At 68.3% G+C, this 23963-nt stretch carries 25 protein-coding genes; 14 read left to right on the top strand and 11 right to left on the bottom strand.

Annotated features, from left to right (window positions below; translation table 11 throughout):
* Window positions 1–35 precede the first annotated feature (35 nt).
* Window positions 36–1442 carry a class II fumarate hydratase gene (locus ACLBW1_RS06485; RefSeq protein WP_447810804.1) on the top strand — a complete coding sequence of 469 codons (1407 nt, stop codon included), beginning with the start codon at window positions 36–38 and terminating at the stop codon, window positions 1440–1442.
* A 78-nt stretch (window positions 1443–1520) separates the two neighbouring features.
* On the opposite strand, the gene ACLBW1_RS06480 is transcribed toward ACLBW1_RS06485, so the two are convergent.
* The 3 genes from ACLBW1_RS06480 to ACLBW1_RS06470 all read right to left on the bottom strand — a co-directional run bounded on the left by ACLBW1_RS06480 (window position 1521) and on the right by ACLBW1_RS06470 (window position 4835).
* Entirely contained in the window at window positions 1521–2561 is a 1041-nt protein-coding gene (locus ACLBW1_RS06480; RefSeq protein ID WP_447810802.1) for a hypothetical protein, read from the bottom strand.
* 76 nt (window positions 2562–2637) lie between these two features.
* On the bottom strand, window positions 2638–3318 hold the full coding sequence (locus tag ACLBW1_RS06475) for a L,D-transpeptidase family protein (RefSeq protein ID WP_447810801.1): 681 nt from the start codon (window positions 3316–3318) through the stop codon (window positions 2638–2640).
* Between the two features lie 218 nt (window positions 3319–3536).
* A complete protein-coding gene (locus ACLBW1_RS06470; RefSeq protein ID WP_447810800.1) occupies window positions 3537–4835 on the bottom strand; it encodes a PhoH family protein in 1299 nt (432 codons plus the stop codon).
* 346 nt (window positions 4836–5181) lie between these two features.
* Here ACLBW1_RS06470 and ACLBW1_RS06465 point away from each other — a divergent pair, with 346 nt between their 5' ends.
* Window positions 5182–6822, top strand: coding sequence for an alkaline phosphatase D family protein (locus ACLBW1_RS06465; RefSeq protein WP_447810798.1), 1641 nt, complete (start codon window positions 5182–5184; stop codon window positions 6820–6822).
* A 19-nt stretch (window positions 6823–6841) separates the two neighbouring features.
* Here the strand turns inward: ACLBW1_RS06465 and ACLBW1_RS06460 are convergent, their stop codons facing one another.
* From ACLBW1_RS06460 to ACLBW1_RS06450, 3 genes are read right to left on the bottom strand one after another with little or no spacing between them, the layout of a single operon-like run.
* Complete coding sequence (locus ACLBW1_RS06460) at window positions 6842–7705, bottom strand: acyl-ACP desaturase (RefSeq protein ID WP_447810797.1); 864 nt, start codon at window positions 7703–7705, stop codon at window positions 6842–6844.
* A 50-nt stretch (window positions 7706–7755) separates the two neighbouring features.
* Complete coding sequence (glyA, locus tag ACLBW1_RS06455) at window positions 7756–9066, bottom strand: serine hydroxymethyltransferase (RefSeq protein WP_447810796.1); 1311 nt, start codon at window positions 9064–9066, stop codon at window positions 7756–7758.
* Between the two features lie 9 nt (window positions 9067–9075).
* The gene (locus ACLBW1_RS06450; RefSeq protein ID WP_447810795.1) at window positions 9076–10317 is read right to left on the bottom strand and encodes a DUF885 domain-containing protein; all 1242 of its coding nucleotides are present in this window, start codon (window positions 10315–10317) and stop codon (window positions 9076–9078) included.
* A gap of 172 nt (window positions 10318–10489) precedes the next feature.
* Here ACLBW1_RS06450 and coaA point away from each other — a divergent pair, with 172 nt between their 5' ends.
* A complete protein-coding gene (gene coaA / locus ACLBW1_RS06445; RefSeq protein WP_447810794.1) occupies window positions 10490–11422 on the top strand; it encodes a type I pantothenate kinase in 933 nt (310 codons plus the stop codon).
* 48 nt (window positions 11423–11470) lie between these two features.
* Here coaA and ACLBW1_RS06440 read toward each other — a convergent pair whose 3' ends face one another.
* Window positions 11471–12253, bottom strand: a complete 783-nt coding sequence (locus ACLBW1_RS06440) for an isoprenyl transferase (RefSeq protein ID WP_447810793.1) — start codon at window positions 12251–12253, stop codon at window positions 11471–11473.
* A gap of 276 nt (window positions 12254–12529) precedes the next feature.
* On the opposite strand from ACLBW1_RS06440, the gene trhA reads away from it, so the two are divergent.
* Window positions 12530–13162 carry a PAQR family membrane homeostasis protein TrhA gene (gene trhA / locus ACLBW1_RS06435; RefSeq protein WP_447811168.1) on the top strand — a complete coding sequence of 211 codons (633 nt, stop codon included), beginning with the start codon at window positions 12530–12532 and terminating at the stop codon, window positions 13160–13162.
* 135 nt (window positions 13163–13297) lie between these two features.
* Here trhA and ACLBW1_RS06430 read toward each other — a convergent pair whose 3' ends face one another.
* On the bottom strand, window positions 13298–13777 hold the full coding sequence (locus tag ACLBW1_RS06430; protein ID WP_447810792.1) for a carboxymuconolactone decarboxylase family protein: 480 nt from the start codon (window positions 13775–13777) through the stop codon (window positions 13298–13300).
* Between the two features lie 46 nt (window positions 13778–13823).
* Between ACLBW1_RS06430 and pdxR the strand changes: the two genes are divergently transcribed.
* Complete coding sequence (gene pdxR / locus ACLBW1_RS06425; RefSeq protein ID WP_447810791.1) at window positions 13824–15299, top strand: MocR-like pyridoxine biosynthesis transcription factor PdxR; 1476 nt, start codon at window positions 13824–13826, stop codon at window positions 15297–15299.
* Here pdxR and ACLBW1_RS06420 read toward each other — a convergent pair.
* Window positions 15185–16291: a 3-deoxy-7-phosphoheptulonate synthase gene (locus ACLBW1_RS06420; protein ID WP_447810790.1), complete on the bottom strand. Its 1107-nt coding sequence runs from the start codon at window positions 16289–16291 to the stop codon at window positions 15185–15187. The two genes, pdxR and ACLBW1_RS06420, sit on opposite strands and share 115 nt — an antisense overlap.
* Window positions 16292–16663: 372 nt before the next feature.
* Here ACLBW1_RS06420 and praA point away from each other — a divergent pair, with 372 nt between their 5' ends.
* Window positions 16664–17173, top strand: coding sequence for an alkane oxidation protein activator PraA (gene praA, locus ACLBW1_RS06415; RefSeq protein WP_447810789.1), 510 nt, complete (start codon window positions 16664–16666; stop codon window positions 17171–17173).
* A 41-nt stretch (window positions 17174–17214) separates the two neighbouring features.
* On the opposite strand, the gene ACLBW1_RS06410 is transcribed toward praA, so the two are convergent.
* Together ACLBW1_RS06410 and mca are read right to left on the bottom strand one after the other, a co-directional pair.
* Entirely contained in the window at window positions 17215–17496 is a 282-nt protein-coding gene (locus ACLBW1_RS06410; RefSeq protein ID WP_447810788.1) for a hypothetical protein, read from the bottom strand.
* A complete protein-coding gene (mca, locus tag ACLBW1_RS06405) occupies window positions 17493–18356 on the bottom strand; it encodes a mycothiol conjugate amidase Mca (protein WP_447810787.1) in 864 nt (287 codons plus the stop codon). Before mca ends, ACLBW1_RS06410 begins: the two co-directional genes overlap by 4 nt.
* 201 nt (window positions 18357–18557) lie before the next feature.
* Here mca and ACLBW1_RS06400 point away from each other — a divergent pair, with 201 nt between their 5' ends.
* The 8 genes from ACLBW1_RS06400 to ACLBW1_RS06365 all read left to right on the top strand — a co-directional run bounded on the left by ACLBW1_RS06400 (window position 18558) and on the right by ACLBW1_RS06365 (window position 23940).
* Window positions 18558–18992, top strand: a complete 435-nt coding sequence (locus ACLBW1_RS06400; RefSeq protein WP_447810786.1) for a DUF4307 domain-containing protein — start codon at window positions 18558–18560, stop codon at window positions 18990–18992.
* Window positions 18993–19120: 128 nt separating this feature from the next.
* Entirely contained in the window at window positions 19121–19819 is a 699-nt protein-coding gene (locus tag ACLBW1_RS06395) for an LppP/LprE family lipoprotein (RefSeq protein WP_447810784.1), read from the top strand.
* Window position 19820: 1 nt separating this feature from the next.
* Window positions 19821–20552, top strand: coding sequence for an LppP/LprE family lipoprotein (locus ACLBW1_RS06390; protein ID WP_447810783.1), 732 nt, complete (start codon window positions 19821–19823; stop codon window positions 20550–20552).
* Window positions 20553–20734: 182 nt separating this feature from the next.
* Window positions 20735–21274: an LppP/LprE family lipoprotein gene (locus ACLBW1_RS06385; RefSeq protein ID WP_447810782.1), complete on the top strand. Its 540-nt coding sequence runs from the start codon at window positions 20735–20737 to the stop codon at window positions 21272–21274.
* 351 nt (window positions 21275–21625) lie between these two features.
* The gene (locus tag ACLBW1_RS06380) at window positions 21626–21946 is read left to right on the top strand and encodes an LppP/LprE family lipoprotein (RefSeq protein ID WP_447810781.1); all 321 of its coding nucleotides are present in this window, start codon (window positions 21626–21628) and stop codon (window positions 21944–21946) included.
* 26 nt (window positions 21947–21972) lie between these two features.
* Entirely contained in the window at window positions 21973–22761 is a 789-nt protein-coding gene (locus tag ACLBW1_RS06375; protein WP_447810780.1) for a queuosine precursor transporter, read from the top strand.
* A 162-nt stretch (window positions 22762–22923) separates the two neighbouring features.
* On the top strand, window positions 22924–23418 hold the full coding sequence (gene greA / locus ACLBW1_RS06370; RefSeq protein ID WP_447810778.1) for a transcription elongation factor GreA: 495 nt from the start codon (window positions 22924–22926) through the stop codon (window positions 23416–23418).
* Window positions 23419–23592: 174 nt separating this feature from the next.
* Window positions 23593–23940: a hypothetical protein gene (locus ACLBW1_RS06365; protein WP_447810777.1), complete on the top strand. Its 348-nt coding sequence runs from the start codon at window positions 23593–23595 to the stop codon at window positions 23938–23940.
* The last annotated feature ends 23 nt before the right edge of the window (window positions 23941–23963 follow it).

Raw genomic sequence — 23963 nt, 5'->3', positions numbered from 1 at the left:
GGCGCGGGCGGCGGCGGCCCGTTAGGGTTTCCGATATGAGCAACGACGCCACCGAATACCGCATCGAACACGACACGATGGGCGAGGTACGCGTTCCCGCGGCCGCCCTGTGGCGGGCCCAGACCCAGCGCGCGGTCGAGAACTTCCCGATCTCGCACCGCCCGCTCGAGCGCACCCAGATCCGCGCGATGGGACTGCTCAAGGCCGCGTGCGCGCAGGTGAACAAGGACCTCGATCTGCTCGACGCGCAGAAGGCCGACGCGATCATCGCCGCGGCCACCGAGATCGCCGAGGGCGCCCACGACGACCAGTTCCCCATCGACGTGTTCCAGACCGGTTCGGGCACCAGCTCGAACATGAACGCCAACGAGGTCATCGCCTCGATCGCCAAGAGCAACGGGGTCGAGGTGCACCCCAACGACCACGTCAACATGTCGCAGTCGTCGAACGACACCTTCCCCACCGCGACGCATGTCGCCGCCACGGAAGCCGCTGCGACGGATCTGATCCCGGCGCTGAAGCACCTGCACGAGTCACTTTCCGGCAAGGCGTCGGAGTGGCGTGAGGTCGTCAAGTCCGGCCGCACCCACCTGATGGACGCCGTCCCGGTGACGCTCGGCCAGGAGTTCGGTGGCTACGCCCGTCAGATCGAGGCGGGCATCGAGCGTGTCGAGGCGTCGCTGGTGCGTGTCGGCGAACTGCCCATCGGTGGCACCGCCGTCGGCACCGGCCTCAACGCGCCGGCTGGTTTCGGCACGAAGGTCGTCGCAGACCTGGTGTCGCGCACCGGCGTCGAGCAGCTGAGCCTGGCCAAGGACAACTTCGAGGCGCAGGCCGCGCGCGACGGACTCGTCGAGCTGTCCGGTGTGCTGAAGACCATCGCGGTGTCGCTGACGAAGATCGCCAACGATGTGCGCTGGATGGGTTCGGGCCCGCTGACCGGTCTCGGTGAGATCCGCCTGCCCGATCTGCAGCCCGGCAGTTCGATCATGCCCGGCAAGGTCAATCCCGTTCTGCCCGAGGCGGTCACGCAGGTCGCCGCGCAGGTCATCGGCAACGACGCCGCCGTCACCTGGGGTGGCGGCAACGGCGCCTTCGAGCTCAACGTCTACATCCCGATGATGGCGCGCAACGTGCTGGAGTCACTCAAGCTGCTGGCCAACGTGTCCCGCCTGTTCGCCGATCGCTGCATCAGCGGCCTCGAGGCCAACACCGACCGCCTCAAGACCCTCGCCGAGAGCTCGCCGTCGATCGTGACGCCGCTCAACTCGGCCATCGGTTACGAGGAGGCGGCCGCCGTCGCGAAGCAGGCCCTCAAGGAGGGCAAGACCATCCGCGAGACCGTGATCGACCGCGGTCTCATCGGCGACAAGCTCTCCGAGGCCGAACTCGACGCCCGCCTCGACGTGCTCAAGATGGCCAACCTCGACCACGAGCGGTAGACCGCTCCACTCCCGCGAATGACACAGCCTCCCGCGACCATCGAGATGGTCGCGGGAGGCTGTTTCGGTCGCGGGTGACTACTTCTTGAGCAGGAAGTACGTCGGCTTGAGCTTGTAGTCCTGGGTCAGCAACGCCCCGAAGCGGGTCTCCCGATCGCCGAGTGTGCGCGGGTCGCTGGAGAAGTCACGGATGCTGTAGATGATCGCCGGTCCCGCATAGGGCAGACGTGCGATGAAGGCCAACAGGTCGCGAATCTGGTCGCGCTGCTGCTCGGGGGTGTTGCCACCCCTACCCGGTCCGTTGCTGGGGGCGCCGATCTCGGTGAACCAGATCTTCTTGTTGGCATCACCGTTGGCGACCATGAGGGCGCGCACCCGGGCCACGTCGGAGATGGCGTTGTCGGGGGCGTTCGCGATCCCGTTGGGGAACACATACGGGTGCAGCGCGGCGGCGTCGAAGAACGGACGCGCGCCGGCCTTGTACATGTCGGCGATGAACTGCGGCGGCGAGTCGGTGCCGGAGATGCGGCTCAGGCCCGCGGCGATCACGGTGGACTGCGGCTGGATCCGCTTGATCACCGGGTAGCTCGCGCGCAGGAGTTCGGTGTACCGCTGCGGCTTGTTCGCCACGAGACCGAAGAACGCGGGCAGGTTCGGCTCGTTCCAGATCTCCCACGTGTTCGAACTCCCGCGGTAGCGCTGCACGGCCTTGCCGACGAAGTCGGAGAAGTCGGAGGCGCGCGCCGGCGGCGCGGTACGCAGGATCCCGCCGCCCTGGAAGAAGGGGGTGAAGGCGATCAGGCCGATGACCCGCAGTCCACGCGAGCGAGCCGCGTTCACGACACGGTCGGTGCCCGACCAGTCGTAGACTCCGGGACTCTTCTCGATGGTGCTGCGGTCGATCAGCACCCGGAACCAACTCGCGTTGGTCTGCGCGACGGTGTTCAGCTCACGATCGATGTCCTGCTGGGACAACGTGGTGATCAGCGCGCCCTCGGTGAAGCCGTAACCGGCCGCGGGGACCAGCGGAGCGGCCGAGGCCGAGGGCACCGAGAAGAGCGCGAGAGCGATTGCGGAGACCACACCGACGATGAAGACCCGCAAAGAAGACCGTTGCATGCGGTCATTCTTGCATCGGTTGTGCACATTCCGCGCATCGAGAACAGTCGTTCGACCGCATGACCGGCTATGTCCTCTATGTCGTCTGCGCTGCGCCGACGACGCCGATGTCGATCACCGGGTCGCGGGCGGGGTCGAGCCACTTGAGGACCGAGACCATGGACGCCCGGTCGATCGCGACACAACCCTGCGTGGGACTGCCGTCGGTGACGTGCAGGAAGATCCCCGACGCATAGCCGGGACGACGCTGCGGGTTGTGCGCGATGTTCACCGCGTAGTCGTACACCGGGCCGCTGGTGTAGAGGTTCTCGCTGTCGCCGCCGGGGCTGGCGACCTGTCGGACGTGGGTGTTGTAGGTCGGCGACGAGGGGAACTCGTCCCACCAGTCCTGGGTGTCGGCCTGGAAGTACGGCATCTTCGTACCCGGGTTCGCCTGGCGCCCGAAGGCCTGGTCGAAGGCGAAGGTGCCCTCGGGGGTACGCGGCACGTCGTCCTTGGGGACACCGATGCCCATGGAGCCGACGAAGGCCTTCACCGGACCGATGATCGGACGCCACACGCCGTCGACCTTGTCGTAGGCGGTCAAGGTCCCGGTGGTGTCCGATCGCTTGGCCACCGTGACGGTGATCATCTGCGTGGTCGACGGGAAGTCGACCGGACCGGCGACCACGGGGTCGGCAGAGGCGGACGCGGCTCCCAGGGCGCCACCGGCGACCAGGAGAACCGACAGGGACAGCGCGGTGAGGACGGACCTCATGCGCAACATTGACCACATACGTAACTCAGACACCAGAGAAGTATGCGAGCACGCCGGCCGGTATTCGATATCCGCACGGTCACAACACAGCAGATATACGGTCACCGACCGGCGTGTGAGTTGGCTTACACGCTTCCCGCGCTCAGGCTCCCGGCGCGACTGTCACACCTTCGCCCGCTCGCTGATTGCCGCGAGCCCGCTCGCTCCGCTTCCGGCGCTCAGGCTCCCGGCGCGAACTCCTCCAGCATCTCGGTGACGAGCGCCGCGATGGGCGATCGCTCCGAGCGGGTGAGGGTGATGTGCGCGAAGAGCGGATGCCCCTTGAGCTTCTCGATCACCGCCGCGACACCGTCGTGACGGCCGACCCGGAGATTGTCGCGCTGGGCGACGTCGTGGGTCAACACCACCCGAGAGCCGGATCCCAAGCGCGACAACACCGTCAGCAGGACGTTACGTTCCAGCGACTGCGCCTCGTCGACGATCACGAACGAGTCGTGCAGCGACCGGCCGCGGATGTGGGTCAGTGGCAGCACCTCGAGCATGCCGCGGCTGAGCACCTCCTCGATCACCTCGGTCGAGGCCAACCCCTCGAGGGTGTCGAACACCGCCTGCGCCCAGGGACCCATCTTGTCGGCCTCGCTGCCGGGCAGGTACCCCAGCTGCTGTCCACCGACGGCATACAGCGGACGGAACACGACCACCTTGCGATGGGTGCGTCGTTCGAGCACCGCCTCGAGTCCCGCGCACAGGGCGAGCGCCGACTTGCCGGTACCCGCCTTGCCGCCGAGCGACACGATCCCCACGCTCTCGTCGAGCAACAGGTCGAGCGCGACACGCTGTTCGGCCGAACGTCCACGCAGTCCGAACGCCTCGCGTTCGCCGCGTACGAGCTGTACCTGTTTGTCGGCGTTGACCCGACCCAGCGCGCTCGAGGAGCCGCCGAGGAGTCGAACCCCGGTGTGGCACGGCATCTCCCGCGCGGCGTCGATGTCGGTGACACCCTCGGCGAAGAGCCTGTCGATGTCGCCGGAGTCGACCTCCACCTCGGCCATCCCCGACCATCCCGAGACCACGACGTCCTGTGCGTGGTACTCGTCGGCGGCGAGACCGACGGCGCCGGCCTTGACCCGCAGCGGGGTGTCCTTGGAGACCAGCACGACATCCTTGCCCTCGGCGCGCAGGTTCAACGCACAGGCGAGGATTCGGGAATCGTTGGTGTCGGTGCGGAACCCTGCGGGCAGCACGGCCGGGTCGGTGTGGTTGAGCTCCACCTGCACGGTGCCGTCCTCGTCACCGATGGGCACCGGCAGATCGAGGCGGCCGTGCTCGAGCCTGAGATCGTCGAGCATCCGCAACGCCTCGCGCGCAAACCATCCCAGCTCGTGGTGATGCCGTTTGCCCTCCAGCTCGCTGATCACCACCAGGGGAAGGACGACGCGATGCTCGGCGAATCGCGTCACCGCCCACGGGTCGGACAGCAGCACGGAGGTGTCAAGGACATAGGTGCGTGTGGACACGTTGGGCTCCTCGGCCGACGCGGCTCCCGCGCAAGCAGTTTCGACAGGACCGGGCCGGTACAGAGACCGGGGCCGGTCCCCTCGCGGTGTGTGAGGAAAACCACGAATAGAACCTCCCGGACGAACCGCTTCCCCGCGATCCGTCACTGCTGAACGTACGCCCGACGCAGCCGAGTTTCGCGGCGCACCGACCGCGTGTTCGTGAACAACGCGTAACGCGCCGTGGGGCGCTGTTCGGCCGCCGTTCACGCCCCCCGGAGGGGTGCGGTCGAACTTCACGTGCCGGTCACCGACGCGTCGGACGCAGGACGCGAACGGTCCAGGGCAACCTGGTCGGCTTGTACGCATGAGCAACCGTCTGTCCCCGTCTGCACGCGACGCCACGAACATCGCCGTCGGCCCCGACAAGACCCTGCACGCCGGCGTCTCCCGGCGCCGGTTCCTCACCTGGACCGGTGTCGCCGGCGCGCTGGCCTTCACCCCCGGCCTCGTCGCCGACGCCGCGCCGATCGGCCTGTCCCCCTCGCGCGGCGACCACCTCTTCACCCTGGGTGTGGCATCGGGCGACCCGCTGCCCGACGGCGTGGTGCTGTGGACACGACTGGCCGCCGATCCCCTGGCCCGTGGCGGCGGGATGGGACAGCGTCCGGTGCTCGTCGAGTGGGAGCTGGCCGGCGACGAGGCGATGCGTTCGGTGCTGCGCCGTGGCGTGGCCCTGGCGACCGCGGCCGACGGACACAGCGTGCACATCGACGTCCGCGGACTGGCGCCCGCACGCGACTACTTCTACCGATTCCGTGCCGACGGACACGTCTCCGACGTCGGTCGCACCCGAACCGCACCGGCAGCCGGATCCCCGCTCGCAGCACTGACGTTCGCGTGGGCCTCGTGCCAGTCGTGGGGCGACGGCTACTTCAACGCCTTCGCCGACATGGCCGCGGCGGCACCCGACGTCGTGTTCCACCTGGGTGACTATGTCTACGAGAAGGGCATCGTCGGCAGCGGTCGCCGCACCTCGGTGGCACTGCCCGAATCGTGCGCCCGCGAGATGATGTCCCTCGACGACTACCGCGACCGTTACGCGTTGTACAAGCTCGATCCCCAACTGCAGCAGGCACATCGGGCCAGTCCCTTCATCACCGTGTTCGACGATCACGAGGTGGAGAACAACTGGGCGGGCCCGATCTCGGAGGACAACGCACCGATCCCCCAGTTCCTCCTCCGCCGCGCGGGCGCCATGAAGGCGTGGTGGGAGAACACCCCGGTACGTGCGGCCCAGCGACCCCGGGGTGCCGACGTACAGGCCTACCGCCGTTTCGATTTCGGCGATCTCGCACGGTTCAACGTCCTCGACACCCGCCAGTACCGCAGCGATCAGGTCAACGGCGACAACGATTCCCCGCAGGACTCGCAGACCGCCGACCCGCGTCGCACCATCACCGGTGCGCGGCAGGAGAAGTGGATCCTCGACGGCCTCGGGAACAGCGGACGCCGATGGAACGTGCTCGCCCACCAGACGACCATCGCCGACCTCGCGCGGCAGGTCGACGGGCGGCGGGTGGTGAGCATGGACGGTTGGAGCGGGTACGAGGCTTCGCGGGCCCGGATCCTCGACGGGGCGCGGCAGCGGGGCGTCGGCAACCTCGTGTCGATCGTCGGTGACATCCACCGCAACGTGGTCTCCGACCTGCGTTCAACGTACACCCGCGAATCCATCACGGTGGGAATCGAACTCGCGGGGACCTCGATCGCGTCGGGCAAGGACGGCGCCGACAGTGACGCCTCCGACAAGTCGCTCAAGGCGGCATCACCGCATGTGAGGTTCGGCAACGCCCAGCGAGGCTACGTGCTGAACCGCGTCACGCGGACGACGTGGGAGGCCGAGTTCCGGGTCGCCGACTCGATCGCCGACCCGAACACCACACTGCACCGCCGCGCCACGGTCACGATCCCGGCCGGACAGGCACGCGCCGAGGTGTCGGCCTGACCGCGGCCGACCGACGAGCTCAGCTGTCGGCGCGGGTGAGGAGCTTCTGACGGGCGGCCTCGGCCTCTTCGGACAACCCGTCGAGCGAACGCAGGCCGAGCTGCTCGACGAGGGTCTTCGCGACACCGACCAGAACCGACTCGTCGCCGTAGTCCGCGATGAGCGCCTGCTCGGCCTCGAAGCCGGCGATGTCGGCGCCGATCGGCACGGCGTTGTCGAGCGCGGCGGCAACCGCGGTGACGGTGGCGTCGGGCTGGGCGTTGAGCGTCGCGTTGAGGAACGCGGCGAAGGTCGATGCCTGCACCTCGTCGTCCTTGGCGACGTTGCGCAGGATCCCGGCGAGGCTCTCGCTCTCGACCTTCTCGGCCAGGCGGGTGGCGAACGCGACGCTCTGGTTCTCGTGCACGGCCATCGTGGCGAGGACGTAGGCCGGCGACATCGCGCGCGACTCGGGGTTCTGCTGGTAGCCCTGCGTGACGTGCGACAGGCGCAGCGCCTCGGCACGCTCGGGATCGATCTGGCGGGTCACCACCAGGTGGTCACGCAGCGCGATGGAGTGCCGGTTGTCCTCCGCGGTCCACCGACCGACCAACGCACGCCACTCCGAGAACGGCGGGAAGTGGATACCCAGCACCCGGTGGAACGACGGCAGGTTCTCCTTGGTCATGAGCAGCGCGAGGACCGCCGCACGGACCTCGTCGGACATCGTCGACTCGCCGGGCTCCCAGTCGTCGCCGCCGAGGAACGAGAAGTTGCGGCCCTCGTCCCACGGCACGAGGTCGTGCGGGTTCCACGTGATCGAATTGCGTTCGTGGTCCTCGGCGATCTCAGGCAGCGCCTTCTCCAGGACCATGATCAGTTCGTCGTCGGCGATTGAAGTCACGCTGGTCAGGATAGTGACTGCTCGTGCGAGAAGGAAACGAACCCCGTCTTCTAGACGCGCGCGGGGGTGCTGAGCATCCCCCACTCCTCCAGCCCGTCGTAGAGCGGGAAATCCAGCGCCAGCTGCGACACCCGGCTGCGCAGCGCCGTGACGTCGGCGTCGGTGCCCGCGGCGAGCGCGGTGCCGATGATGTCGGCGACCTCGGTGAACTGCTCGGTACCGAAGCCGCGGGTGGCGAGCGCAGGTGTTCCGATGCGCAGTCCCGACGTCACCATCGGCGGCCGGGGGTCGAACGGGACGGCGTTGCGGTTGACGGTGATCCCGACCTGGTGCAGCAGATCCTCGGCCTGCTGGCCGTCGAGTTCGCTGTTGCGGAGGTCGGCGAGCACGAGGTGGACATCGGTGCCGCCGGTCAACACCGACACCCCCGCACCGGAGACGTCGGCGCCGGTGAGTCGGTCGGCGAGGATGCGCGCGCCGTCGAGGGTGCGACGCTGCCGCTCGGCGAACTCCTCGGTGGCGGCGATCTTGAAGGTGACGGCCTTCGCGGCGACCGCATGCATCAGCGGTCCGCCCTGCTGGCCGGGGAACACCGCGGAGTTGAGCTTCTTGGCCCACTCCTTCTTGGCGAGGATGAGACCCGACCGCGGTCCGCCGAGGGTCTTGTGGACGGTGGTCGACACCACGTCGGCGTAGGGCACCGGCGACGGATGGACACCGGCGGCGACGAGTCCGGCGAAGTGGGCCATGTCGACCCAGAGCAGCGCACCGACCTCGTCGGCGATGGAGCGGAACGCCGCGAAGTCGAGCGTCCGCGGGTAGGCCGACCACCCGGCGACGATGACCTTGGGCTTGTTCGCGAGCGCGATCGACCGGACCTCGTCCATGTCGATGCGGAAGGTCTTCTCGTCCACGCCGTAGGTCGAGATGTCGTAGAGCTTGCCTGAGAAGTTCAGGCGCATCCCGTGGGTGAGGTGGCCACCGTGGGCGAGGTCGAGGCCGAGGAGCTTCTCGCCGGGCTCCATCAGGGCCATCAGGACCGCGGCGTTGGCCGAGGCGCCCGAGTGCGGCTGCACATTCGCGAACTCGGCGCCGAACAGCGACTTCGCGCGGTCGCGGGCGATGTCCTCCACCACGTCGACGTACTCGCAGCCGCCGTAGTAGCGACGCCCGGGATATCCCTCGGCGTACTTGTTGGTCAGCACGCTGCCCTGGGCCTGCAGCACCGCGCGCGGCACGAAGTTCTCCGATGCGATCATCTCGAGGGTGTCGCGTTGACGACTGAGCTCACCGTTCATCGCCGCGGCGACGTCGGGGTCGAGTTCGGCCAGGGACGCGGTGGTCACATCGTGGACGGTCATGAGCCCAGTCTATTGCGCCAATTCGGTCCGCAGGGCCGCCGGGGTCAGCGGCTCGTCGAGCAGACGACCGAACCGGGCCGAGCGCTCGACCACCGACGTCCGCTCTCCCGATCTCACGGCCGATCCGTGCTCGAGCCACCGCGCGAGCAGTCGGTAGCCCTCGACGTAGGTGCTGATGTAGGCCCGCCACAGCGGCGACGAGAGGAAACGCAGCATCTGACGCGCCCGGGCGGGCGACGCGAGCAGCCAGGTCTGCAGGTACTGCGCGACGGTGTCGCTGTCACGACCACGGTCGTGCAGCAGCAGCGCGGCATCCTGTCGGACACCGAGCAGACCACCGGTCGCGGTCGCGATGCGCTGCGCCCGCTCACCGTTGAACCGCAGACCGAGATCGGCGTAGATCTCCTGCGCCCACAGGCCCCAGTCGGGGCCGATGGTCGCGGTGAGCGCGTGGTCGGCGAGGCCCTCGGCCATCAGGCACTGCGGGGTGTTGACCAGGAAGATGGTCTGTTCACGTTGTCCCGACCCGACGAGGAGCTGTTCCTTCCGGCAGTGTTCGGTGTGGTGTCCCGGATAGGCCTCGTGGGCGATGAGGTGCGGCAGGGACGCCATGTGCTGGGTGAGGTCGGAGTTGATCGCGACCTTCGAGCGGTAGTCGCCGAGGTAGTAGTTGAAGCCCGACCACGGCTTGTCGCCCACCACCTCGAACTCGACCACCTCAGAGTCGGGCAGCGGATGATCGACCCGAACCCGTTCCCGCAGAGCTGAACTGAAGGCCGAGACGCAGTCGTCGAGTCGGTCGGCGGGGATCTCATCGGTGGAGCGGTGCGCGGCGTAGCGGTCGGCGAGGTCGCCGCGTCCGGCCAGCACCTCGTTGAGCGCCGCGTGGGCCGCCCGATAGGTGTCCGGGTCACCCATGTCGATGTCGACGTCGAAGTAGTGCGACACCTCCTCGACGAACCCGATCTCCTCACCGGCGAATCGTCGCGCCGAGCACTCCATCGCCCGCAGGTGCGAGACGACGAAGTCGCGCCGGGCGGGGGGCAGGTCGGAGGCCTCCGCGTCGGCGCGCAGGTCCCGGACCCGACGCGCGAGTGTCGCGGGGTCGGGGGCGGCGTCGCGCAGCGACTCCGCCCGCAGCCGGGGGTCGCCGGTGTAGGCGTCGACGAAGCCCTCCTCGAGGCGGTCGAAGGCCAGGCCCACGCGCAGGTAGTCGGTGATCAGAGACTCGGAATCGCCTGCGTCATCCATGCGGTCAACGCTACCGGGCCACCCCGGGGTGTCGGTTCGTCGTCACGTTCGCGACACTTGACCCCATGCCGCGCGTACTCGGGATCGAGCGACTCCTCTGCAGGCCTCCTCGTGAGGCGACATCGCCGGCCACCGCGCGATCCCGGATGTGCCTGCGACGGTCAGGGGTGGCGTGTCTCGCGTGACCGAACCCAGCCCGTACATCGAGCTGGACCGCGCCCAGTGGCGGCAGCTGCGTCAGTCGGTGCCGCTCGCGATGAACGAGGAGGAGCTCCGCAGCCACCGCGGTCTCGGCGAGCAGATCGATCTCTCCGAGGTCGCCGATGTCTACCTGCCCCTCTCGCGACTGATCCACCTGCAGGTGGCGGCGCGGCAACGCCTGTTCGCGGCGACGTCGACCTTCCTCGGGGAGAGCCAGCCCGAGCGACAGGTGCCGTTCGTGATCGGCGTGGCGGGCAGTGTGGCCGTGGGCAAGTCGACCACCGCCCGCGTCCTGCAGGCGCTGCTGTCGCGGTGGGATGCCCACCCGCGGGTCGATCTGGTCACCACCGACGGGTTCCTCTACCCCACCCACGAGCTCGAACGCCGCGGGATCATGCACCGCAAGGGGTTTCCCGAGTCCTACGACCGACGTGCGTTGCTGCGCTTCGTGACCGAGGTGAAGTCGGGGGCCGCCGACGTGGGTGCGCCGGTGTACTCCCACCTCACCTACGACATCGTCAAGAACGCCAAGCACCATGTGCGCCAACCCGACATCCTCATCCTCGAGGGGCTCAACGTCCTGCAGACCGGGCAGCGGCTCATGGTGTCGGATCTGTTCGACTTCTCGGTCTACGTCGACGCCCGCATCGAGGACATCGAGGACTGGTACGTGCACCGCTTCCTCGCGATGCGATCGACCGCGTTCGCCGACCCGAACTCACACTTTCACGCGTACTCGTCGCTGACCGACGCCGCCGCGACGCAGGCGGCCCGCGACATCTGGCATGGCATCAATCTGCCGAACCTGGTGCAGAACATCCTGCCGAGCCGACCGCGTGCGACTCTCGTGCTCCGCAAGGACGCCGACCACTCGATCAATCGGGTTCGGCTGCGCAAGATCTGATCCGCCCACGGATCCTCAGATCTCGACCGCTCGGCCGCCATCGGTGGGTCAGCGTCCGAAGCGACGACTGCGGGCGGCGTAATCGCGCAGTGCGCGAAGGAAATCCACCCGCCGGAATTCGGGCCAGTAGGCGTCGGTGAACCAGATCTCGGAGTACGCGCTCTGCCACAGCAGGAATCCCGAGAGACGCTGCTCCCCGGACGTGCGGATCACGAGGTCGGGGTCGGGCTGTCCCTTGGTGTAGAGGTGTGCGTCGATCGCCTCGACGGTCACCGCGTCGAGCAGGTCGTCGACGCCGGCACCCTCGTCCACGCGATCGTGCAGCAGCGACCGGACCGCGTCGACGATCTCTTGGCGACCGCCGTAGCCGACGGCGACGTTGACGTGCATGCCGGTGCGGTCGGTGGTGCGCTCCTGAGCGGTCTTCAACCGGCGGGCCACCGGCTCGGGCAGTTGGTCGAGCGTACCCACGATCCGGACGCGCCACTGCTCGTCGGGCGTCGCGATCTCCTCGACGATGTCGGGCACGATCTCCATCAGGGCCTCGAGTTCGTCGGAGGCTCGCTGGAGGTTCTCGGTGGAGAGAAGGTAGATGGTGACGGTCTCGATGGACAGTTCCGAACACCAGCGCAGCATCTCGGCGATCTTCTGCGCACCCACCCGGTGACCGTGGCTGACGTCCTCGAAGCCTGCCTCACGAGCCCACCGCCGGTTGCCGTCGCAGATGATCGCGATGTGCCGCGGGAGCCGCTCGGTGTCCATCAGCTGGACGAGCCGGCTCTCGTAGATCCGGTACATCGGTCCGCGGACGCCGGTCGGGATCAATCTCACGACAGCGGACCCATGACGTCGGGGTCAACACGGGTCGCCTTCACGGAACGGAAGACTACTCGCCCTTTCTGGGTGTCACCCGAGGCACGAAGCGGGCAACCTACGTTACCGTAGGTTTCACGCCGTACGATCACCCCGACGGAAGGCGGCAGCACGGTGACCGAGCACTTCTCGACGGATCGACCTCCGGCAGGACTCTTTCCCGGGCATGACCCGACGAGTGTCCGCGCCCACGACGTCGCCGAGTTGTCGGTGCTCGCCGACCTGCGGCCTCGGATGCGGGGGTGGATCCACCTCTACTCCGGTTTCGTCGCGATCGTCACCGGCGCGACCCTCGTCTCGGTGTCATGGGCGTTGGTGGGTCCGGTCGCCGCCGCGGCGTGCGGGCTCTATGCACTCACCGTGTGCGGCGTCTTCGGGGTCAGCGCCACCTACCACCGCGTGAACTGGTCGACCGCCCGCGCCCGCATCTGGATGAAGCGCGCCGATCACTCGATGATCTTCATCTTCATCGCCGGCAGCTATACGCCGTTCTGCGTGCTCGGCCTGCCGTCGCCGACGAAGTGGATCGTGCTGGCGGTGGTCTGGTCGGGGGCCGCGGCCGGGGTGACGCTGAAGATGCTGTGGCCGCGCGCGCCTCGTTGGGTCGGGGTGCCGCTCTATCTGCTGCTGGGGTGGACCATCGTCGCGGTACTCCCCCAGCTGCTCGACCGCACCGGGGTCGCGGTGGTCGTCCTCCTGGCCGTCGGCGGCGTGTTCTACAGCGTGGGCGCGGTTCTCTATGCGATCCAGTGGCCCGACCCCTGGCCGTCGACCTTCGGCCATCACGAGTTCTTCCATGCGGCCACCGTCATCGCGGCGACCGTGCACTACATCGCGGTGTGGCTCGTGGTGTTCACCGTCGGCTGAGGCCGCTCATGTCACCGTCGGCTGAGGCCGCCCATGTCACCGTCGGCTGAGGCCGCCCATGTCACCGTCGGCTGAGGCCGCGCATGTCACCGTCGGCTGACGCCGCTCATGTCACCGTCGGCTGAGGGCGAGTTCTCAGGCTGTGCGTTCGTCGGCGCCCGCGGGGTAGCGACTGGTCACGGCGATCCGGTTCCACGCGTTGATCATGATGACCGTGGCGAGCAGCTGGCCGATGCGATAGTCGTCGAAGTGCTCGGCGAGGCGGGTGAAGACGTCGTCGGGAACGCCGTGTTCGCCGAGTCGTGTGACGGCCTCGGTGAACTCGAGCACGGCCTTCTCCGCCGCCGTGAAGAAGTTCGGCGCCTCTCGCCACACCGCGACCATGTGCAGCTTCGAGTCGGACATGCCCATCGCCGTCGCGTCGGAGAAGTGCATGTGGAGGCAGTAGGCGCAGCCGTTGATCTGTGAGGCCCGGATCTTGATCAGCTCGGCGAGCGGGGCGTCGACGTCGGCCGCCGCCGCCATCTGCAGAGCGACGAGCGCCTTGTGGACCCTCGGATTGGTCGATGGGACGGTCAGTCGCTGGGCGGGCGTGGAGAGGGTGTCGGTGGTCATGCGAACAACGCTAGAGCCCGATTGACGCCCGATAGAGTGCAATTCGATGACGAACTCGTGGGCCGATCTGGCGGGACGGCTGGGCGCCGACCTGCTGCTGCACGTCGAGTCCGTTCCGGGTTCACGCGGGCGACGTAGGGCTCTGGCGACAGCTCTCCGGTCCGCGATCACCGACGGCCGCCTACTCCCGGGCAGCACGCTCCCGCCGTATCGCTCGCTCGCCGCCGATCTGCACATGGCGCGCGGGACCGTCGCCGGTGTCTATCAGGAGCTGATCGCCGAGGGGTGGCTGGTGGCGCGGGTCGGGTCGGCCACCCGCGTGGCCGATCTGTCCCATGTCGCGTCCCCACCACGCGCGCGTCCCGACGAGACGCCGGTTCCCGCACACGATTTCCGCCTGGGCCAACCCCAGCCGGCGTTGTTCCCGCGCGCGGACTGGATCCGCAGCACCCGTCGCGCGCTCGACACCGCACCGCACTCCGCGTTCGGCATCGGCGACCCACGGGGACACCTCCCAACACGACGCGCGCTGGCGGGGTATCTCGGCCGCGTGCGGGGCCTCCGCACCGACGAGCACCACATCGTGCTCACGACGTCGGTCTCACAATCCCTGGAACTGCTCTCACGCAGCGTGTTCGGCGACACCGTCGGCGTGGAGAGCCACGGCCTACCGTTTCACCGCGAGATGATCGAACGTGGCGGCACCCGTGTCACGCCGATCACCATCGACTCCGGTGGTCTCGACGTCACCGAGCTCGCGGGCTCGGCGGCTACCGACGTCGTCGTGACCCCGAGCCACCAGTACCCGACCGGTCACGCACTCGATCCGGTTCGCCGGGCTCAGCTCGTCGACTGGGCGCGCGAGCACGGCGGAGTCGTCGTCGAGGACGACTACGACGGCGAACTGCGTTACGACCGCGAGCCGGTCGGCGCGATGCAGGGTCTCGCACCCGACGAGGTGATCTACCTCGGCTCGGCCGGCAAGTCGCTGTCGCCGGCGGTCCGCATCGGGTGGATCGTGGTGCCCGACCGGCTACTCGCCGAGGTCGTGCGGGCGAAAGGGCCTCGTGAGGCAACGGCCAGCATCGTCGATCAGATGGTGTTCGGCGACATGATCGAGTCGGGCGCCTACGACCGACACGTGCGGCGTAGCCGGTCGCACTACCGAGCGCGACGTGACGCCCTCACCGCCGCCATGCGGGCCCGCGGGATCGAGGTGTCAGGGGTGTCGGCCGGGTTGCACGCCGTGCTGTCGGTGTCACCGTCCACCGAGCGGCGGGTCCTCCGGCTGGCCACCGAGCGGGGGTTCTCCGTCGCCGGACTCGACGGTTTCCGTCATCCCGACGCGGGTCCACTGCCGTCCGGGGGCATTGTCGTCGGCTTCGCCACGCCCCCGGAGCACAGGTTTCAGGCCGACATCGCCGCGCTCGCCGATCTGGTCGCGACCGCCGCGGCGAGTGACTCGATCACGTCGACGGTGGTGGCGAAGTCCATGCACTTGTCGGTCACCGACTGCCCGTAGACGAGGGGCTCGCCCGGTGTCCGGTGGTCGAGCGATTGCGCACCGGCGACGAGGAAGCTCTCCAGCATGATCCCCGAGACCTCGTGTGCGCCATGCGCGATCATCGCCGCGACCTCGGTGCCCACCTCGGCCTGACGGCGGTGGTCCTTTCCGGAGTTGGCGTGCGAGCAGTCGATCATCAGACGCGGCGGGTTGCCGGCCGCCGACAGGACCGCCGCCGCGGCCCGCACCGAGTCGATGTCGTGGTTGGTCCCCGATCGACCGCCGCGGAGAATGACGTGGCAGTCGGTGTTGCCCGCGGTCTCCACGACCGCCGCCTGGCCCTGATCGTCGACGCCGAAGAAGACGTGCTGCGCCGCAGCGGCGTTCACACCGTCGACCGCCGCCTGTACGTCTCCGTCGGTGCCGTTCTTGAACCCGATCGGCATCGACAGGCCCGACGCGAGTTGTCGGTGCACCTGCGACTCGGTGGTGCGGGCCCCGATGGCACCCCATGACACGGTGTCGGCGATGTACTGGGGGCTGGTGGGTTCGAGGAACTCACATCCCACCGGCAGACCGAGGTCGATCACGTCGAGCAGCAGGGCGCGCGCGGTGCGGAGCCCGCGCTCGATGTCGAAGCTGCCGTCCATGGCGGGGTCGTTGATGAGTCCCTTCCACCCGACCGTGGTGCGCGGTTTCTCGAAGTACACACGCATCACGATCTTCAGTCGCGAGGCGTGGGCGTCGGCCACTGCGGCGAGTCGCCGGGCGTAGTCCAGCGCGGCCACCGGGTCGTGGACCGAACACGGTCCGACCACCACCAGCAGGCGGTCGTCGGTGCCGGCGAGGATGTCGGCGATCTCGGCCCGGTCGGCGGCGACCTGCCGCGCGCGGCGATCGGTGAGGGGGAGTTCGGTCAGCAGGGAGTGTGGCGACGGGATCGGCCGGAAGGCACGGATCCGTCGGTCCGATGTCGACTCGGCGGGCATCTCGGTGAGTTCGGTGGTCATGGCGTGCCTCTCTTCTACAACGGCACACGTTGCGATCCCGCTCCGGCGCCGACAAACAAAAAAGCAGCGACCGTGTCGGTCACTGCTCGGGGCTCCGGGGTAGGGGTTCGACGGTTACGTCACGCGACGCGCTCCATCGACGGCTCCACCCGGAGCCTCGATAAAACGCCAGCGATAGGCGCAGCCGGTGGTGATCACGCCACCGAAGGTACACGAGCCCGACATCACCACGACAAATCGGGCAGGTTGTGGTTTCTCACAGACCTGTTCGGAAGGATGCGAATCAAGAAGTTCGTGAGCCTAACGTCCCATTTCGAGTGATCGACGTCACGATCGCCCGCTCGACCCCACCCTCACCCGAAGGACACCCCCATGAGGTTCACCACCACCGTCCGCTCGCGCTCCCTCGCCACCGTCGCCGCCGCAGTCGCCGTCGTCGGCGTGACCTTGGGAGCCGGAGTGGCCGGTGCCGCGACGATCTCCCCCGCGAACACCGCCTTCACCGCCCCGGGCACGATCTCGGTCACCTCGGACGCGTCGTTCGGCGTGCCCGTCAACTGCAACATCACCCTGACCGGAACGGTGAACGCCGACGGCAGCGCCGCCTCGATCACCGGCGCCAAGGTCAGCGGCAGCAACTTCCTGTGCGGTGTTCCCGTGATCAAGGGCCTCCCGTGGACCCTGACACCCACCAGCGCGACCACCGGTCAGGTCTCCGGTGTCGCGTTCTCGGTGCTGAGCAGCAACTGCGGCCCGGCCACCCTCGCGGGCTCGTTCGACAACCTCACCAACACCCTGACCTCGACCAATCAGTCGCTGTCCGGGAACTGCACGATCAACAACCTCACCGTGAAGCCGAACCCGGCCTTCACGCTGTCCTGATCGATCGGGTCCGACCCACCCGGCCTCGTGCGTCGTCGCGACTACTCGTCGCGGCCCCGCGCGGGGCCGGTGTCGTTGCCCACGCTGCCGGGATCGGTTCCGTCGTCCGCGGCCTGATCGGGTTCGGGCTGGTCTCGGGAGAAGCTGGTCGGCAGCTTGCGCAGCCGCTTGTTCATGGAGCGGATCAGGAACACCGTGCCCACCAGCAGCAGGAGCACGAGCAACAGACCCAACGGCGACGCCTTGCCGAACTCGGGTCCGTCGGCGTCGCGCGCCAACACGGTGGTCACGTGCGCGCCCGCGAGGACGAGGGCGCTGTTCACGACTGGTCCGCAACCGCGTCGAGGCCGGCGAACAGGTCGGTCTCGGGGATGGCCGTCGTCACCCGCGTCTTCGCGAGTTCGAACTCCTCGGTGGGCCACAGCCGCTGTTGCCACTCCATCGGCACGGCGAAGAACACCCCGTTCGGGTCGATCTGGGTCGCGTGGGCACGCAAGGCCTCGTCGCGCGCGGTGAAGAAGTCGCCACAGGTGATCTGTGTCGTGACCCGACCCATGAGGTCGCCACGACTGGGATCCCAGTTCGCGAGCCACTCCTTGTAGGGGTTGTCCTGGCCGTTCTTGTCGAACTCATCGGAGAACCGGATCATCCGATCGCGGATGAAACCGTGCGTGTAGTAGATCTTCGACACCGTCCAGGGATCACCCGCGTCGGGGAAGCGCTCGGGATCGCCCGCCGCCTCGTACGCGGCCATCGAGACCTCGTGGCATCGGATGTGATCGGGGTGCGGGTATCCACCGCGCTCGTCGTAGGTGATCATCACGTGCGGACGGAAGTCACGGACCACGCGCACCAGGGCCTCGGTCGACTCCTCGAGGGGGACGAGCGCGAAACATCCCTCCGGGAGCGGCGGCAGCGGATCACCTTCGGGCAGACCGGAATCGACGTAACCCAGCCACGTCTGGTCGACACCCAGCGCCGCGGCGGCCTTGGCCATCTCCTCCTTGCGGACCTCGGGCATGCGCTCCTTGATGCCCGGCAGATCCATCGCCGGGTTCAGGATGTCGCCACGTTCACCGCCGGTCAGGGTCACCACCAGTACGTCGTGGCCCTCCGAGGCGTACTTGGCCATGGTCGCCGCACCCTTGCTCGACTCGTCGTCGGGGTGCGCGTGCACCGCCATCAACCGAAGGCCACTCACTGCACTCGTCCTCACTTCTTTCGACACCGCTCGTCATCGCTCGCCGCTGATCGGCCCGACCTCGGGCCCGTCGCCGCTCGCTGCACCGATTCTCCCACCGGGAGGACTCGACGGCCCGCGCGCCCCTGATCACCCCACCGATGTCGATCCGGGGCATCGTCGCACTCGTGGTAGGTATGGACCATGACCACCGGCCTGACACCGCCCCCCGGCCGGTATCCCACCGAGCGTCCGGTGAGCGCCCGACGCCGCTGGCTGATCATCCTGTCGATCGTGGTGGTGGCAGCAGGTCTCACCGTCGCCTACGTCGGCTACAAGAAGTTCGCCGATCCGCCGGTGTCGGGCGAGGCGACCGGTTACGACATCGTCGACGCCACCACCATCGACGTCCAGTTCACCGTCACCCGCAGCAACCCGCGTGAGCCGGTCGCCTGCGTGGTCCGCGCACGCGCGCGAGACGGATCCGAGGTCGGGCGACGCGAGGTCCTCGTCGCCCCGGGCGACGCGCAGCAGTCCGGCGTCGTGTCACGGGTCCGGACATCGGCGCCACCGGCCATCGGCGAGGTCTTCGGCTGCTCACAGACGGTTCCTGCGTATCTGCGCCCACCCACCGACTGACTCCCCCGACACCGGTCGGGCGCGGTGTAGGTAACGAGTTGATATCAGTCGGTTCTCTGCGCTAACGAAGTGCGATGGTACTGCGAGATACCGGGCAACACGTCCCGGCAGAGAGCAGAGACCCCGCCATGAGAATCGCCCTCCCCTCGTTTCCCCGTTCCGTCGTCCTTCTGAGCCTCAGCGCGTGCGCGGTCGGCGTCCTCGCCGGCTGCGGCACAGACGATGTGTCGTTCCCCACGCGCGACCGCACCGCGACGGCGACGGTCGCCGCCGACTCCTCCGACGTCGCGCCGGTCACCACCCCACTCCCCTCGACCACCACGGTGACCGCGGTCGTCCCCGCGGCCGGCGGTGGCGACAGTGCCGGCGGGTCGGGTGCCACGGGCTCCGACGACAGCACGGACTGCGCGCCGAACATCGGGACCGCCGCGGCGGCCGCACGCGACAGCGCGCGCATCCCGCAGCCCGACCACAACGGTTCCTGGCACGCCTACAACGCCGGCGGCGCATGGTGCCGCGGACTGAGCTGGATCGAACTCGATCGGGCCGGCGCACTCGCACCGGTTCGCGAGCACCAGTTGCTGATCTTTCACAACGGCCACTTCCAGGGCACCGGGATCAGATGCGAAGCACCGCGTGGGCAATACGTTCTCGCGACGTCACCGGACGCCATCACCGTCCAGTACACCTACATCGACGAGAGCAACCCTGAGCAGCAGCGCTCGCAGGGCGGTGTGGGCAAGGCCGATGTCACGTTCCGCTGGAACGGTTCTCGCATCGTGATGGACGGCACGCTGCCGTACGCCTTCACCGAGGGGAAGTGCTGACATGACCGCACCTCGACTCCGTGATCAGACGATGTCTCGCGCACGGCGACTCACCTGTGGCGTCGCCGTCGCCGTGGCGGCAGGCACGCTGCTCGCCGCCTGTGGCGACTCGCCCGGCACCTCGACCTCGACCGTGACGGTCACCGCGACCACGACCTCATCCCCCACGCCGCAGGCGAAGGCAGGTGGATCCGGTGTCGACACCACCGGTGGGACTGCCGATTCCGGCGGTTCGAACCCGGTCGGCTCGAATGCGAACGGCTCGAATGCGGATGGCGCGGGCCCCGCCGACGGCGCGCAGACCGCATCGACCTGCGACCCCGCCTCCGGTGTGCCGTCGACCGTGTCGGCGGACATGCGCGCGATCGCACCGCCGAGTACGTCTCCGACGTGGCGGGTGAGCCAGGTCGGAGGCAACCCGTGCGCCGGACTGAGCTGGGTCGAGGTACTCGCCTCCGCGGCCCCGGTCGCAGCACCCCGGCAGCTGCTGATCTACCACGACGGACGGTTCCTCGGTACCGGAATCCGTTGCCAGACGCGCTATCAGGAGTACGTGTCGCTCCCCGCGAACGACGCCATCCATGTGACCTACCGCTACCCCGATCCCTCGGACCCGCTCCAGTCCACGACTCAGAACCCCGTCGGAGTCGCGAACGTGGATTTCCGCTGGAACGGATCTCGCATCGTCATGGAGGGGACACTGCCGTCCGAGTTCACCCAGGGGAAATGCTGACGCGTGCGATGCACGCCGACCGGAGAACCCGAACCCACCCGACAGGAATGTTGACCATGAGAATCGTGACACGCACCGCGACAACCGTTTTAGGACTCTGCGCAGTTACCTCGCTCGCCGCCTGTGGTTCCGACGACGCGACCACCTCGTCGCCGTCGACGGTGACCGTCACCGCTCCATCGGTGAGCACGACCACCTCGGTGGACGCACCCGCGACCGAGGTGGACGACACCGCTCAGGACCCGGCACCAGGGGCGGGATCAGGCGGGGATTCCGATGCCGGCGCCGCGACCGCGCCCCTCACCCGCTCCTGCGGGCCCGTCGGCGGCAACTCTCAGCAGATCGACGCGGCGATCGCGAAGATCGCCCCACCCCTGCCGGGTGTCTCGTGGGTACCGACCCGCGCGAACTTCAACTCCTGCAACTCCCTGTCGTACGTGGTCCTCGACACCGACCGCGGAACGGGTTCGTCGCCGGACCAACTGCTGCTCTTCGGTCCCGCGGGCCGCTTCGTCGGCACAGGCATCAAGTGCAACGTCGCCTTCCAGGAGGTGACCGGATCGGGGCCCGACTTCGTCAACGTCACCTACCGATACCTCCGCAACGAGAACGAGTCGAACGCCGGTGCATCGGGCCGCGCGTACGCGACCTTCCGCTGGAACGGGTCGCGCGTGGTCATGGAAGGGACACTCCCCTACGAGGTCACCCGCGGGGAGTGCTGACATGCGCACGCCTCTCCGCATCACCGTTGCGGTCAGCGCCTGCCTGACCACGCTCGCCGCCGCCGGATGCTCGTCGGAGACACCGCGAGCGACACCGACCGCCCCCACCGTCACCCGCACGGTCACCGCGGCCCCATCAACACCGGTCGCCGGGGCAGACACCGATACCGCCACCGAGGTGACGGCACCACCCCAGCCCGAGACACCGGACGCGGCCCCTGTCACCACTGCCGCCGAGACCCCATGCGGCCCGTATCCCGATGCCGCGGCGAAGATCTCGGCCGCCAGTTCCCGGATCGCGCCGCCGTCGACGAAGTTCGACTGGAAGTGGGCGGCCAGACAATCAGGAGTATGTCGTCGTGCAACTCGCTGTCGTGGGCGGAACTGACCACCGAGCACGGCACAGCCTCCTCGGCCGACCAACTCCTCCTGTTCGGACCCGACGGTCGGTGGCTGGGCACCGGTATCCGCTGCAACGCGAGCCTCGCGTGGGTGCGGGGGTCCGGGCGCGACCACGTCGATGTCCACTACGGCTACTTCCACGGGCCGCACCCCTCGACCGCCGACCCCGGCGGGGGGACCGAGGTGACGTTCCGGTGGGACGGCTCGCGGGTGGTGCTCGAGGGGACGCTTCCGCAGGAGTTCCTCGACCAGTGCGAGGCGCCCGACTGATCAGACGGGCGGCATACTTGGCCACCATGACCACCGCCAAGTCTGGGCGGCCGGTTTCGCACACTGATCCCGATCAGCGGGCCTCACGCCCGGCGACACCGGCCTTCGCCTCGCTCACCAGTCCCTACTTCCCGATCCTCGTCGCCCTGTTCGTCGGCGTCATGATCATCAGCAACATCACCGGCACGAAGGGCGTACTGCTCTTCCCGTCGCTGAGTTTCGACCTCGGCCCACTGAAGGTCGACGGACTCGTCACCGACGGCGCGTTCTACCTCTTCCCTCTCGCGTACGTCCTCGGCGACGTCATCAGCGAGGTCTACGGCTTCCGCGCCATGCGCAGGGTCATCTACAGCGGGTTCGGTGTGCTCCTGCTCGCCTCGGGCTGTTTCTGGCTGACCATCCATCTACCCGCCGCCGATTTCTACGACGGCCAGCAGGCCTTCGAGACCGTGGCCGGAGTGGTGCCCCAATTCCTGCTCGCCGGACTGTCGGGCTATCTCGTCGGCGAGTTCCTCAACTCGTACGTGATGGTGAAGATGAAGGAGCGCAGCGGCGAACGCCGTCTGTGGGCGCGACTCATCAGCTCCACCATCGTCGGCGAGTTCTTCGACACCCTCGTCTTCTGCTCCATCGCGGCATCGGCGCTGGGCATCTCCACCTGGCAGGACTTCGTCAACTACACCGTCATCGGCTTCGTGTGGAAGACCCTCGTCGAGATCGTCGTCATGCCGATCACCTACGCCGTCGTGGGCCGACTGAAGAAGGCCGAGCCCAGCTACCAGGAGGCGCTCACGCGGATCGACGCAGCAGGCTGAGCAGCGTCGGTGTGGGCTCTCACCGGGGCAGACCTGGTAAGATCGAACGACGCACGGTCCCAACGAGGGGCCGTGTTGCTGCATTTGCAGGTGCCTGCAGGAGTTCGGGCACACCGCGCGGCCCGAATCGCGGGCGGAGAAGATTCGACAGGAGTGACTTCCATGACCGACACACAGGTGACCTGGCTGACGCAGGAGTCCCATGATCGGCTCAAGAACGAACTCGACGGCCTGATCGCCAATCGCCCCGTCATCGCCGCGGAGATCAACGAGCGTCGCGAAGAGGGCGATCTCAAGGAGAACGGCGGCTACCACGCCGCGCGCGAGGAGCAGGGTCAGCAGGAGGCCCGCATCCGCCAGCTCCAGGAGCTGCTGAACAACGCGAAGGTCGGCGAGACACCCACCAAGTCGGGCGTCGCGCTGCCGGGTTCGGTCGTGAAGGTCTACTACGACGGCGACGAGAACGACACCGAGACGTTCCTCATCGCCACCCGCGAGGAGGGCGCCGGCGACTCGTCGCTCGAGGTGTACTCCCCGGTGTCGCCGCTCGGCGGCGCGCTCATCGACGCCGAGGTCGGCGAGACCCGCGAGTACTCGGTGCCCAGTGGCGCCGTGGTGAAGGTGACGCTCGTCAGCGCGGAGCCGTACCACTCCTGATCCCGATCGACCCGACAGCCCGCGTCCCCCCGGACGCGGGCTGTCGTCGTCGGCGCGGTCGTCGGGCGCTGCCCGGTCGCGGACTCCCGCCCGGTTGACAGTGCGCGGCCAGGTTCGGCACAGGCTCGTGCCGTGTCGTGGGAGGCACACGACCCCCACGAGAGGAACGCACCCATGGCGTCCGCACGAACCTCACTCCCCGGCCCGCTCGACGTCATCGTCGTCGCCGTGGCCGACCGCACCGGCGCAGATCTCGCGCGCGACCTGATCGGCGCCGGCCATCACGTCGCGGTCGCCGGCCCGCGGATCACCCAACTCGTCGGTCTGGTCGCCGGCACCCCGTCGCCGGCGATGGTCGTCGACCTCGACGACCCCACGATGCTCGGAGACATGTTCCGCCGCGTCGAGCGTCGCCTCGGCCCGGTGACACTCGTCGCCGACCCGGGCCGTGTGATCACGGTCGGCCCGTGGCGCACCGACGACGTGATGGTGACCTCCGCCGGGTCGGCCGAGGCCGCGTGAGACCACATCGAGGCCGACTCCTC

The organism is Williamsia sp. M5A3_1d (assembly GCF_053345315.1).
This window is presented reverse-complemented; position numbering and strand designations above follow the sequence as displayed.

What these genes read in the sequence shown, in the direction of transcription:
- pdxR (WP_447810791.1), top strand. Translation starts at nt 13,824, where the DNA reads ATGACGAACTCGTGGGCCGATCTGGCGGGACGGCTGGGCGCCGACCTG.
- mca (WP_447810787.1), bottom strand. Translation starts at nt 18,356, where the DNA reads ATGGCGGTGCACGCGCACCCCGACGACGAGTCGAGCAAGGGTGCGGCG.
- ACLBW1_RS06380 (WP_447810781.1), top strand. Translation starts at nt 21,626, where the DNA reads ATGTCGTCGTGCAACTCGCTGTCGTGGGCGGAACTGACCACCGAGCAC.
- ACLBW1_RS06450 (WP_447810795.1), bottom strand. Translation starts at nt 10,317, where the DNA reads ATGGATGACGCAGGCGATTCCGAGTCTCTGATCACCGACTACCTGCGC.
- ACLBW1_RS06430 (WP_447810792.1), bottom strand. Translation starts at nt 13,777, where the DNA reads ATGACCACCGACACCCTCTCCACGCCCGCCCAGCGACTGACCGTCCCA.
- ACLBW1_RS06395 (WP_447810784.1), top strand. Translation starts at nt 19,121, where the DNA reads ATGAGAATCGCCCTCCCCTCGTTTCCCCGTTCCGTCGTCCTTCTGAGC.
- trhA (WP_447811168.1), top strand. Translation starts at nt 12,530, where the DNA reads ATGCGGGGGTGGATCCACCTCTACTCCGGTTTCGTCGCGATCGTCACC.
- praA (WP_447810789.1), top strand. Translation starts at nt 16,664, where the DNA reads ATGAGGTTCACCACCACCGTCCGCTCGCGCTCCCTCGCCACCGTCGCC.
- ACLBW1_RS06365 (WP_447810777.1), top strand. Translation starts at nt 23,593, where the DNA reads ATGGCGTCCGCACGAACCTCACTCCCCGGCCCGCTCGACGTCATCGTC.
- greA (WP_447810778.1), top strand. Translation starts at nt 22,924, where the DNA reads ATGACCGACACACAGGTGACCTGGCTGACGCAGGAGTCCCATGATCGG.
- ACLBW1_RS06475 (WP_447810801.1), bottom strand. Translation starts at nt 3,318, where the DNA reads ATGAGGTCCGTCCTCACCGCGCTGTCCCTGTCGGTTCTCCTGGTCGCC.
- ACLBW1_RS06390 (WP_447810783.1), top strand. Translation starts at nt 19,821, where the DNA reads ATGACCGCACCTCGACTCCGTGATCAGACGATGTCTCGCGCACGGCGA.
- ACLBW1_RS06420 (WP_447810790.1), bottom strand. Translation starts at nt 16,291, where the DNA reads ATGACCACCGAACTCACCGAGATGCCCGCCGAGTCGACATCGGACCGA.
- ACLBW1_RS06465 (WP_447810798.1), top strand. Translation starts at nt 5,182, where the DNA reads ATGAGCAACCGTCTGTCCCCGTCTGCACGCGACGCCACGAACATCGCC.
- ACLBW1_RS06400 (WP_447810786.1), top strand. Translation starts at nt 18,558, where the DNA reads ATGACCACCGGCCTGACACCGCCCCCCGGCCGGTATCCCACCGAGCGT.
- ACLBW1_RS06375 (WP_447810780.1), top strand. Translation starts at nt 21,973, where the DNA reads ATGACCACCGCCAAGTCTGGGCGGCCGGTTTCGCACACTGATCCCGAT.
- ACLBW1_RS06480 (WP_447810802.1), bottom strand. Translation starts at nt 2,561, where the DNA reads ATGCAACGGTCTTCTTTGCGGGTCTTCATCGTCGGTGTGGTCTCCGCA.
- ACLBW1_RS06485 (WP_447810804.1), top strand. Translation starts at nt 36, where the DNA reads ATGAGCAACGACGCCACCGAATACCGCATCGAACACGACACGATGGGC.
- glyA (WP_447810796.1), bottom strand. Translation starts at nt 9,066, where the DNA reads ATGACCGTCCACGATGTGACCACCGCGTCCCTGGCCGAACTCGACCCC.